Below are 12772 nucleotides of genomic sequence, written 5' to 3'. Positions count from 1 at the left end.
CACCATACTCTGCCCGAGGATACCCCTTTATTTCGATTTTGTACAGCATGAATCCCATACCTCGGGACGTAAATGGGATGGCGCCTTTGCTCCTATTGAAAGCGTCTACGAGTTTCCCAGTCTCAGGCTGACCGGCGGAGTTTCTTTTTGTTCACCCCATGTGATGGGAATTCAGGCCAATGTCTGGACTGAAGTAATTCATAGTAAGGAAAGATTTCAGTTTATGGTCTTTCCACGTATCGCAGCCCTGGCCGAGGCAGCCTGGAGTAACGATGCAGTAAAAGACTTCCGGCATTTCGACAGGCGGATGGAGAAAATGACAGACCTCTACAGAAAGAGCGGCATCGCATTCTTTGACTACAGGAATCCGGGAGTAAGCCCGGAGATAATGGGACCGGAAAAATAAAAACACAATGAATCATTCCAATGAAAAAAACAAAAATCCTGACCACCGTGATTCTGTGTCTTGTTTTTGCAAGCACACACGCACAACAGAACGTAAATTACGATGAATCGCAAGTACCTGCGTACATCCTTCCTGAACTTTTGAAGTGTCGGAACGGAGAAATGGTCACCACGGCAGAGCAGTGGGAAAAGCAGAGAAGACCGGAACTGATGGAACTCTTTGCCTCCAAAATGTATGGTCGCACTCCTGCCGGGGACATCGATATCTCATACGAGATATTGACAGACAACCCCGATGCGCTGAGTGGCAAAGCAACAAGCAGACAGGTCAAGTTTACCTTTTCGAACGGAAATAAAAAAACGGAAGCCATCCTGTTGATGTATATCCCGAATATGCGAAAAGGAAAAGTTCCGGTGTTTGTAGGATACAATTTCAAGGGAAACCACAGCACTACCACAGACACAACAATTCTCCACTCCCCCGCCTTCCGTCTGGTGAAAGAGCCGGGTCACCCGGATTGGGAGAGAGGGAATCAGGCGAACCGGTGGAGTTACGACATGATAATCGACCGGGGATATGCTGTTGCCACCATGTGTTATCATGACATCTTCCCCGATAAGCCGGAATTAAAAGAGTACAGCGTGGTCTCTCTTTTTCCGGGATACGATCCTGACAAAACAGCTCCCGAAGAGTGGCAGGCTATCGGCGCATGGGCCTGGGGGTCCAGCCGGATTATCGATTTCCTGGAAACACAGGAAGAGATAGACACGAACAAAATAGCCATCATGGGACACTCCCGCCAGGGGAAGGCTGCGCTTTGGGCCGGTGCTCAGGATGAACGTTTTCGTATCGTTATATCCAATAATTCCGGTTGTGGCGGAGCAGCACTCTTCAGGAGAAAATTCGGGGAAACTGCCGAGATCATCAACAAAGCATTTCCTCATTGGTTCTGTGAAAGTTTCCGTCAATACAACAACAAGGAGGAATTGTTGCCGGTCGACCAGCATCAGTTGCTCGCCCTGATTGCACCACGCAAGGTATACGTGGCGAGTGCTGAAGAAGATCTGTGGGCCGATCCGAGAGGTGAATTTTTAGCCGCATATCATGCCGGCCCGGTATACCGGCTATACGGATTAGAAACTATTGGGTCGGATGAAATGCCGGCATTGCATACACCCATCACTGGTGATATCGGATATCACATCAGGGCCGGTAAACATGATGTGAAGGAGTACGACTGGAAACGATACCTGGACTTTGCCGATGCCCATTTTTCGAAAAATTCGGTAACCCGCCCTAGCTTTAAATAAAAGGATACATCGACCATCTTGAGCAGTATTGATCCCTTTACGACCCCGGTACCCGAAAGAATCATTGCCGATGCCGGTTACCGTTGCGAGAGAAGCTGCCACTGCCACCTTGTAGCTACTGTAAACAATGATACAAACTTCATTTTTTCAGGAAGAGACAAAAAAGTCAAAATTTCAAATCTTATTATTTTTTCGCTTACTTTGTAATCCGATTAATTATAGTAGATTTTATAAAACAGGTGAAAACAGGAATGGACCTTGCCTCTCTCTACAATCTGTATGTGAATGATTTATTTATCTATGGATGTTACCTCGGCTTTGAAAGGGAGGTTGTAAAAGATGCCATTCACGATGTCTTCGTAAAGCTCACAGCTGATGAAGACTTGTTAAGGCATATCAGTCACATCAAATTCTATCTTTTCAAATCACTTAAGAACAGACTACTGGACATTCACAAAGAAGTCAGAAGGGAAGTAACACTGGGAAATGTAGTTCCTCTCGAGGAGATGCCATTCAATATCATGATAAATGTGGAAGACCTGATAATTGAAAGGGAAGAACAGATACAGATAAAGAACGAGATCGAGCAAATGCTCAATGCGCTTACCGACAGGCAGCGCGAAATTATTTATCTCCGCTATGTACAGGAATACGACTACAAACAAATTGCCGAACTCCTGCAAATCAGTGTTCACGGCTGCCGCAAACTGGTGTCGAAAGCGATACTAAGCCTGAGAGAAAGATTCAGTGTCTTTTTAATTCTTTGAGACTATTCTTTTTTTAGACGATGTACATTTACGACCAGAAGGCCATCGTCCCGCTTTTTCTCACACCAGAAATGTTAAAATTATAAGATTTTATCAAAATAAGGGGATAAATAAAATTCAAAATCGTTTTCATACAAACAACGGAATTTTAAAAACGACATTTCCCAAGTATAAATAATAACCGGAATGGAGAGGAACAATATTTGTAACAGTTATACGGATCTTTTAAAAGACCAACGATTCCTTCAATGGCAGTTGATGTCTGATGAGACAATGAACAGTTATTGGAAAGAATTCTTCTTTCAACATCCCGAGTTAAAAAACGAATTACTACAAGCCATCCACTACCTGAAAAAAGAGGGCTTGAATAAAAGTAGTTTAAATGACGATGAACGTATGGCACTGTTTGAAAGAATTCAAATAAGTGTAAACCGGAAAAAAAAGAAAAAAATTTTCACATTGATAGGGTATGCATCAGCAGTAGCCGTAGTTGCGCTAATCATACTCGGAATTAAGCTGTTTTCTTTGACTCCGGAGTCTCTTGTTAGACCCGACAAAGAGATTATTATCGGAGAAGTATTGAATAATAAGGATATTCAGCTGATTACAAGTGGAAAAACTATATCATTCGATAACGATGTGGAGGTCAGCTTAAATGATGAAGGGACAGTTGAGGTCACCCAGCGTGATAATGATGTCACCCGGTTAGCTGTGAATCATGACCAGATCAATTCATTGATTGTACCTTTCGGGAAACGATCTACGCTTAGGCTTGCGGATGGTACCAAAGTGTGGCTGAATTCAGGATCGGTGCTTGAATTTCCAACACAATTTTCTGGAAAAAACAGAGAAATAAAACTTGCCTCCGGAGAGATGTATATTGAAGTAGCACATGACAAAGAGAAACCTTTCTATGTTCACACGCCAGATTTCAAACTGAGAGTGTACGGGACCAAATTCAATCTCTCAAACTATGACAACTCTCCCGGTTCTGTAGTATTGGTGGAGGGAAGTGTCAGCGTACAATCGGGTACGGAAGAAATGTTTCTGAATCCGAATGAACAACTACTCATTTCCAGGGGGAAAGCTCCCGAACGTCAGACTGTAGACGTGACCCATTATATCAGCTGGAAAGACGGATACCTTTTGTTAGAGAATACACCGATGACAGATGTCCTGGATAAAGTAGAAAGATACTATAATCTTTCCTTTAATTATGAGCAGGATGTAAATTTGAAAAAACGCACCTGTTCCGGCAAGATTTATCTCTCGGAAAATCTAGATAACGTGATGACCACCATTACCCTGCTAAGTGCCACACAATTTAAAAAAGAAAATAACCGAATATATATTAGTCATGCAACGGAATAAAATATGACAGCCTATGATAAAATAAAATAAAACGAAAACAATAAAAGACCGGATGATACTGCGAATATCATCCGGGCTGAGTAATTTAATTTTCTTAGTCCAATAATAATTAAATTGTACAAAAATATGAATAAATACATTATTGCGGATAAAACTCATCGCAATACATTTAAACAGACGTTAAGAATCATGAAAACAACCCTGTTTTTCTTACTTTGCAGCCTCATGTTTTCTCAGGCAGCAACCAGTTACTCCCAGGTTTTTAACTTCAACCTGAGATCAACCTCCATCAGGGAGGTATGCAGGGAAATTGAACAAAACAGCGACTATATCTTCGTTTTTTCGGACAACAGTGAAAAAATGATTAACAAGAAGATCGACCTGAAAGCAGAATCGGAAAATGTAGCCGACCTACTGCACAATCTGCTTTCCGACACGGGGCTTACATACAAGATACTGGACAAGCAAATCGTAGTCTATGCATTGAAAGAAGAGGCCACAAAAGCGACTGTGGCACCTGCAACCACTATTTTCCAGCAGCCTGTAAAAAAACAGATATCCGGTAATGTGACCGATGCCAGAGGAGAATCCATCATTGGAGCAAACGTGGTGGAAATTGGCACTACGAATGGTACCGTGACAGATATCGACGGGAACTTCTCAATGATGGTAGATAATAATGCATCCATCAGGATATCTTATATTGGATATTTGGAACAAACCATCGGGACAACAGGAACTACACGATTCAATATTATCCTGCGGGAAGATACCAAAGCCCTGGATGAACTGGTTGTAATTGGCTACGGTACCCGGCAACGCAAAAGCATCACGGGTGCTGTTGACCAGGTAAATTCCAAGATGTTTGAAGACAGGCCGGTGAGTAATGCAATGCAAGCTTTGCAGGGAGCATCAGCGAACCTGATCATTCAACAGAAGAACATGAACCCAAATGACAATAACCTTAGCATCAACATTAGAGGTGTCAGCACAATGGGGAACAACGATCCACTGATTGTCATTGACGGGCTAATTTCCTCGTCAAACACTCTCAACAGCATCAATCAGAATGACATAGAAAACGTATCGGTTCTGAAGGATGCCGGTAGTGCAGCTATCTACGGTTCACGCTCTGCAAATGGTGTAATACTGGTTACTACCAAGAAAGGCTCAAAAATGAATAAGCCGGTAGTCCGTCTGAACGGCCTGGTGGGTTATCAGGATCCGGACATTTTGTACCAACCCGTAGAAGGATGGCAGAATGCCATGTACCGTAATCAGGCAAACATGAATGCAGGTAGTGCCCCGGTCTATACACCGGCACAAATCAGGGACCTTTATGAGCATCGCAGTGAAGAGTACTGGTATTTCAATAAAATCATGCAAAAGGGGTTACAGCAGAATTATAACCTGAATGTCTCCGGAGGTAATGAGAATACCACTTATATGGTTTCAGCCGGCTACCTGAATCAGGAGAGCAACTTCGTGGGAGGATTCGGTCTGGAGAGGTATAACTTCCGATCTAATCTCACAACAGAGTATAATCGCTTTAAAATAACTTCACTGATGGCATATAACCGCAGAAATGAGAGGACCATTGCCGGCGGAACGGGGAACACCATTATCAACTCTTCACGTATACCTCCCTATTATTACTACCAATTTGAGCAGGACGGAAAATATCTGATCAATGATATTATCGGCGATGACAATACAATGGCAAAATTAAAAGAGGGCGGATATGAGAAAAAGGATGAAGACAATTTTATAGGTAGCCTGAACGTTGATTACAGTCTTGGTGCCGGCCTGACAGCAAAAGGACTGGTTGGACTTGACCTCACACAGCACCACCGGTTCAGGAGAGACATCATGGTACCCCTTTATTCCCGTAACAATTTGGAAACACCGGTAGTAAACATCAATCCGAACCGACTGACGGAAGATTACAATAACAAACGATATACCCTCAGCACTCAATTTCTACTGGATTATGAGCGTACCTTCAACGACGTTCATAATGTAACGGGGCTGTTGGGTACCTCCAATGAATCTTATACCTACAAGGCCAGCCGCATCGCATGGAAATTCACGGATCCCGATCTGGGATTACCTACCACCGATGAAGCTGAACAGGATACAGGTAACTTTACTTCCAACGGTGCCGAGGGAAACAATCCGGCCACCAATCAAACCAGCATCACCTCTCTCTTTGGGCGCTTGGGGTATAACTATTTAGACAAATACTACGGAGACTTTTCGTTTCGTTATGATGGTTCGTCCAAGTTTGCCAAAGAAAACAGATGGGGCTTTTTCCCTTCCTTTTCCGGGGCATGGAGAGTGTCGGAGGAATATTTTATGGAAAACTACCGGGACAATGTGGGCGACTTGAAATTAAGGGTCTCATATGGCGTATTGGGGAATCAAAATGTGGCCAACTACTCCTATCAAACAGTATATCAAATGTATACTAACACCTATGTATTCAACAATGAAGCGGTCCCGGGAACAGGATTTACCTATGGAAATCCGAACTTGACGTGGGAAAAATCAGGAAATTTAAACATCGGCGTGGATGCAGGTTTTTTTAATAACAACCTTTTTGTATCACTCGATTATTTTAGCAAACGGACATGGGATATTTTGTTGGCTCCGGAAGTATCTACCCTGTTTGGCAGCTCTGCAGCCAATGAAAACGCAGGAGAGATGAAGAATCATGGATGGGAGGCTACAATTAATTACCGCTTACAGTCCGGTGCATTCAGTCATAATTTCAATCTTAATTTCTCAGATTCTAAAAATAAAATCACTGATTTTGGAGGAAAAGAACGGATTGACAAGAGCGACCAGATGTATAAAATAATCCGTGAAGGTGAGGCGCTCGGTTCATATTTCGGCTACAAAACCGACGGATATTTCCAGAGTACCGAGGAGATCACAAACAGCGCGCTACCTGTGGGAGCGATTGTGCAACCAGGTGATGTCAAGTATGTGGACCAAAACAAAGACAACGTGATCGACGAGAAAGATCGTGTGGTTCTGGGCAATGCATTTCCGAGATATACCTTTGGTTTTACGTATGATCTACAATATAGGAACTTTGATTTCAACCTACTTCTTCAGGGGGTTGGAAAAAGAGACATGTATATACGCGGGGAACTCATTGAACCATTCCACTCCAACTATTCCTATGCTATTTATAAACACCAACTCGACTTTTGGACACCAACAAATCCCAATGCCAGATGGCCCAGATTAATTGCTCCAAGTTCACCTTCGAGCAGCAATAACTGGGGAAGAGCCGGGACCGATATATATCTGCTGAATGGCGCTTATTTGCGTATAAAAAATATTCAATTGGGATATACTTTGCCGAAGCAACTCACAAACAGGATAGGTATTCAGAAATTACGCGTCAGCGCAAATGCACAAAATCCGTTAACACTGACCAAAAATTCGTTCATCGACCCTGAATCGTCCGAGTTTGGCAATAACATGGGAGGTATAGGTGGTGTGGGTGCCAACAGTGCACGAAACTACCCAACACTTGTCTATTACGGATTTGGATTAGATATTGAATTTTAATATTTATTTTTTATGAAATCACAAAACCTACAATATATTATCATCATTTTTACTATGGCCGTTGCTTTCCTGTCCTGTAACGACCTGGATCTGGCGCCGACCAACAAATTCACAGACGCCAATTACTGGACATCCACCGACAAGGCGGCTGCAGTACTCAACATGGCTTACAGTCAAATGTTTGGTGCCAATTACTTTTTCGCCAATGAGCGGCTTACAGATAACCTTTACGAAGGAAGAGGAAATACCGATGAGAAAATAATCACTTCGGGACAGGCTGATGCAGCATTAGGCCGTTTTGCCAATGAGTGGAAGAACTGTTATGAAGGAATCAAGACCTGCCATATTTTCCTCGACAACGTGGATCTGGTTCCGAACATGGATCCCGGAACTAAGGAACGAATGAAAGCAGAAATCCGATTCATCCGTGCAAGTTTGTTTTTCCGGTTAACCAATCATTACGGCGATGTTCCTTTTTTTGATTACAACATAACACTGCAGGAAGCAAACAGCATTGAAAGGACAGCTAAAACTGAAGTAATTAATTTTGTAAGGGAAGAATTGAATGCTATTGTCGGTCAGCTTCCTAAAAAAGGAGAATATGGAGATAAAGATAAAGGGAGAATCACACAAGGTGCCGCGATGACCTTGCTGGCACGTACCTACCTCTATGAAAACGATTGGGCAAACGTGGCCTCTGTCACCGGTAAAATCATCAACGGTAACTACGGCCAATATCAATTATTTCCCAGCTACGAGGAACTCTTTCTGCCCGAAAATGAACAAAATGATGAGGTCATACTCGATATGGGCTATACCCTTAGCCTGAGGACATGGTCTGAAATGTACGATGCCATCCCGCTGACTGTGGGGGGACGTATCAATGCTTTTGCCCCCACACAAGAACTGGTAGATGATTACGTGATGAAGAACGGAAAGACCATCCATGAAAGTGGTTCCGGGTACAGCGAAGACGAGCCCTATCTGAACAGAGATCCCCGCTTTGACGCGACCATTGTCTATCATGGTTACCAATGGAAGAAAGCCAACGGATCTACCTCGACCATTTACATCAAACCGGGATCCTCAAAAAGTGCGGGTGTATCCAATCTGGACGAATATGCAGGTCCAGGACAGAACTCAACCGCCACGGGATATTATATCAGAAAATATTACGATCCCACAGCGCCGGAAGGAATGGCAGCGGGATTGAATCTAATTTTAATGCGCTATGCAGACGTGTTGCTGATGTATGCCGAAGCGAAAAATGAATTGGGAGAATTCAATGAAACGGTATGGAATCAGACCATCCGTTCCTTACGGCAACGTGCCGGATTTAGTGATGCCTCAGCGCTCAATTACCCGACCGGTAACCTGCGGGATCTTATTCGCCGCGAACGCCGCTGTGAGTTGGCAATTGAAGGGCTGCGCATCTTTGACATCCGCCGTTGGGGAACCATCGAAACGGTGATGAATGGGACTCCCAGAGGAGCCAAGTTTGCTGCAGGAAATACCCAGTACATTACGCTGGATCAAAGAAGGTTCAACAAGGAGAGAGATTACTTATTTGCTATTCCTCAATCACAACGCGATATTAATAAGAATCTTACTCAGAATCCGGAATATTAACAGACTTATGGCACATATCTAAAACAGCATAAAATGAAAACAATATATACCAAACTGATTATATTCTCTTCCCTGGTGTTCGGTTTTTTAGCATGCAGCAGCGATGGTGAAGTCAGAGATATGGGTGTCACCCCTGTCAAAACGCTGTACGAACCGACCGATGGAAGAACACTGGTACTCCAGTCTTCCGCATCAGCCATGCTCTATTTCGAATGGGAACCGGCCAGAGCAGAAGATAGCGGTGCAGTACTCTATGAAATCGCTTTCGATAAAGCCAACGGAGATTTTTCCGATCCTTTATCTATTATCGCAGCCGATAACAATGGGGGCAGCAATCACGCAACCATAACCCACAAACAACTGAACCAGATTGCAGCACTGGCGGGTATTGAGTCGGCCGCTCAGGGTACGCTCAAATGGACCGTATATGCCTCCAAAGGGATTAATCCGGTAAAAGCGGAGCAGGAACGTACCATCACAGTAACACGTCTGGCTGGATTTGCCAATATCCCCGAACAGTTATTCATTACCGGAACAGCAACTGAAGCTGGCAATGATCTTTCCAAAGCAATTCGGATGAAGAAAATAAATGATGGCGAATTTGAGGTATACACACGTTTAACGCAGGGTCAGTCATTTCAATTCACTAATGCTTCCACGGGAACACCCGTCGTCTATTCACTGAGTGGCGAGAAAATTATTGAAGGGGGGACCTCCACTGTTTCTAAAACAGGTATCTACAAATATTACCTGGATTTCAATATCGGTGCATTTACCGTCAAGGAGATCACCAAAGTCAATCTCTTCTTATGCTGGTCGCAAAGAAAGATAGAACTGCCCTATAAGGGTTTCGGCGTATGGGAACTGACCAACCACACCATCACTGGCCTAACCGGCAATGACAATAATGACGACCGCTATAAATTCAGGATGGAAAGTTCTGCTGGTGAAACAGAGTGGAGAGCGCCTTCCAATGACAGCAAACCAACCGGGAACGAAGCTTATTATTATATGGTGGAAAAAAACAACGTACAGCAGTGGACCGACGGACAAATTTGGAAAAGCCCTTCTACCACGGGATGGAGTGATAAAACATACGACTTTATGTTTTCTTTAAATTCCGGAAAGCCCTATACCCACAACTTAATTATCAAATAATAAAAGCATCATGAAAAAAATAACCACTTACTGGATATTGATCATATCACTGCATGTTCTTTTCACCGGATGCGGTGATTCCATGGGAGAAACCGATCTGACACTTACAGAAGTAAAGACGTTGATTGAACCGATGAACGAAAAAAGTATTGAACTTCTGCCCGCAGCTTCTGCTTCTGTCTATTTTGAGTGGGAACACGCAAAAATTGACGGTGGTCCTGCCATCTATCAAATCGCTTTTGACAGGACAGATGGTAATTTTTCAAATCCCCTTTATGTAGCCTATTCCGGAAATAACGGATTTAATAACAATATTACACTTTCACACAAACAGCTTAACAAAATCATGGGAATGGCAGGCGTAGAACCTTCAAGCACAGGAACCATCAAATGGACTGTATTCTCATCGAAAGGCACCCACGCAGCTAAAGCGACGCAGGAGAACAGTCTGACAATTACCCGCCTGGCCGGTTTTGCCGAAGAGGATATCCCGGTAGATCTTTTTGTAACTGGCGAAGCTTCTGAAGGAGGTACAGACCCGGTAAAAGCACATAAGATGAAGGCAGTATCCACCGGCGAGTTCGAAGTGTATACCAAACTGAAGGCGGGAAAACCATTTTATTTTGTAAATGCTGTTTCCGGTACACCAAACAGATTTTCCATCGCAGATGATCTGGTCAAAAAAGAAGGCACATCAACTGTTTCATCCGAGGGAATTTATCGGATTACTCTTGACTTTAATACCGGAGCAAGTACCGTCACGCAGGTTACGCGGGTTGCCTTCTACTTCAGTCCGGAAGGAAAGATACTTTTCGATATTCCCTATATAGGTTACGGAGTTTTCCAGACAAGGGAAACAGTTACTTTTAAACAAGAAGGATGGGGACGTGATGAACGGTATAAATTCAGAATGTTTGTGAAGGAAGATGCAGGAGCTGGAGAGGAGAAAGAACTCGAATGGGGTACGCTGAATCAAACCGACTCGCGTCCGACAGCCTCAAGCCCTGAATCCTACTACTATCTCAAGCTGATGAACCCAACCAGATGGGACAACAAATGGAAACTGATGGGCGACTTTGATAATAACCCCGGAATATACACTATTTATCTGCAGGCGGATAAGCCGTATACCCACTCGATCACCAAACCATAAATAAAATTCATTATATTATAAAGAGAGTAAGAGTGAAATAGTTTAGACAAAAAAACGAATTTCATTCTTGCTTTCTTTGTTAATTGCATCAAGAAAAACTATTTTTATGGGTGAATGTATAGCTTTTCAGACTGCACTCTGAAAATAAGAAAACAATTAACGCCCGATTGGGTAAAAACAAAGGAAATAGTAAATATGAACAATAAATATCTTATACTTCTCCTGGCGATGATCCCTTGCTTGTTCGCGTGTGAAAGTGAAAATATTCCAAATTCGGGAGATGACGATGGAAACAAAGAAACCATTGACTGGAACAAGGCTGCTAATAACGGATGTGACGCATTAATAACCTCTTTTTGGAATACAAATGGTCAGTATTTCAATACCAATAACAACGGCAATACCACATTTCAGTACTGGCCAAATGCGCATGCACTCGATGTCCTGATCGACGCCTACACAAGAACGAATGACGCCACCTACAAAAGTTATTTCGACAAATGGTTTACTGGCGTGAAGGTGCGCAACGGAAACACCTGGGAAAATGACTTTTACGACGACATGGAATGGAATGCACTGGCGCTATTGCGTGCATGGAAGGCCACCGGCGATGTACGATACAAGAATGCATCACTCGAACTCTGGGGCTATATCAAACAGGGATGGAACGATCAGGCTGAAGGAGGTATCACCTGGAAAAAAGGAATGGAGTATAGTAAAAATGCCTGTTCCAATGGTCCAGCAGCTATTTTGGCGGCTCGGCTCTATCAGGAGTTTGGGAATACGGAAGACCGGGAATGGGCAGTAAAGATTTACAACTGGCTGAAGACAACACTGGTAAATACCAACAACGGGATGGTGTACGATAATATCGACGCACGTACCGGAGTAATCAAAAAGGAGTGGATCTTCACTTATAACCAGGGTACTTATATCGGTGCCGCCGTGGAACTGCACAAAATATTCAACGAAAAAGCATATTTGAACGACGCTGTACTGGCGGCAGACTATACCATCAGCAGCCTGGTAGACAATTCCATACTCAAGAGTGAAGGAAACGGAGACGGGGGCCTTTTCAAAGGTATCTTCGTCCGTTATTTCACTCAGCTGATACAGCAGGAAAGACTCGATGCAGCTGCACAAAAACGATACCTGCAGTTTATGAAACTCAATGCGGAAACCTTGTGGAATCAGGGTACCCAAAAACCGGGCACCTTCTTTGGTCCCAACTGGAGGGTAAAACCCGGAACAACAGTCGGATTAACCGAACAACTCAGCGGCTGCATGTTGATAGAAAGCGCAGCTTTATTAGATAAAAAAGGACTCTTATGAAACAGTTTTACACCCTCCTCCTGATGGTATTTGTGAGCATTGGCTGCACTACGGACAAACAACT

9 protein-coding genes are annotated in these 12772 nt (G+C 43.4%); all 9 read left to right on the top strand.

Translation table 11 applies throughout. The annotated features are described in order from the left end of the window. On the top strand, positions 1-406 hold a 406-nt coding region (locus tag B4G81_RS04530; RefSeq protein WP_294080557.1), incomplete at its 5' end, for a family 20 glycosylhydrolase. A 20-nt stretch (positions 407-426) separates the two neighbouring features. Then, positions 427-1716: an acetylxylan esterase gene (locus B4G81_RS04525; protein WP_294080555.1), complete on the top strand. Its 1290-nt coding sequence runs from the start codon at positions 427-429 to the stop codon at positions 1714-1716. A 239-nt stretch (positions 1717-1955) separates the two neighbouring features. Next, the gene (locus tag B4G81_RS04520) at positions 1956-2483 is read left to right on the top strand and encodes an RNA polymerase sigma factor (protein WP_294080554.1); all 528 of its coding nucleotides are present in this window, start codon (positions 1956-1958) and stop codon (positions 2481-2483) included. Between the two features lie 186 nt (positions 2484-2669). Further along, on the top strand, positions 2670-3854 hold the full coding sequence (locus tag B4G81_RS04515; protein WP_294080553.1) for a FecR family protein: 1185 nt from the start codon (positions 2670-2672) through the stop codon (positions 3852-3854). A 126-nt stretch (positions 3855-3980) separates the two neighbouring features. After that, a complete protein-coding gene (locus B4G81_RS04510; protein WP_294080551.1) occupies positions 3981-7436 on the top strand; it encodes a SusC/RagA family TonB-linked outer membrane protein in 3456 nt (1151 codons plus the stop codon). Positions 7437-7448: 12 nt separating this feature from the next. Beyond that, on the top strand, positions 7449-9065 hold the full coding sequence (locus tag B4G81_RS04505; RefSeq protein ID WP_294080549.1) for a RagB/SusD family nutrient uptake outer membrane protein: 1617 nt from the start codon (positions 7449-7451) through the stop codon (positions 9063-9065). Positions 9066-9098: 33 nt separating this feature from the next. Beyond that, positions 9099-10223, top strand: a complete 1125-nt coding sequence (locus tag B4G81_RS04500) for a SusE domain-containing protein (RefSeq protein ID WP_294080547.1) — start codon at positions 9099-9101, stop codon at positions 10221-10223. Between the two features lie 10 nt (positions 10224-10233). Next, complete coding sequence (locus B4G81_RS04495) at positions 10234-11376, top strand: SusE domain-containing protein (RefSeq protein WP_294080545.1); 1143 nt, start codon at positions 10234-10236, stop codon at positions 11374-11376. Between the two features lie 195 nt (positions 11377-11571). Next, entirely contained in the window at positions 11572-12708 is a 1137-nt protein-coding gene (locus tag B4G81_RS04490) for a glycoside hydrolase family 76 protein (RefSeq protein WP_294080543.1), read from the top strand. Positions 12709-12772 lie beyond the last annotated feature (64 nt).

Origin of the sequence: Proteiniphilum sp. UBA5384 (genome assembly GCF_002410825.1) — a bacterium.
In the GTDB taxonomy this organism is placed as follows: domain Bacteria; phylum Bacteroidota; class Bacteroidia; order Bacteroidales; family Dysgonomonadaceae; genus Proteiniphilum.
Note: the sequence above shows the minus strand (reverse complement) of the source record. Positions and strands in the feature narration are given on the sequence as shown.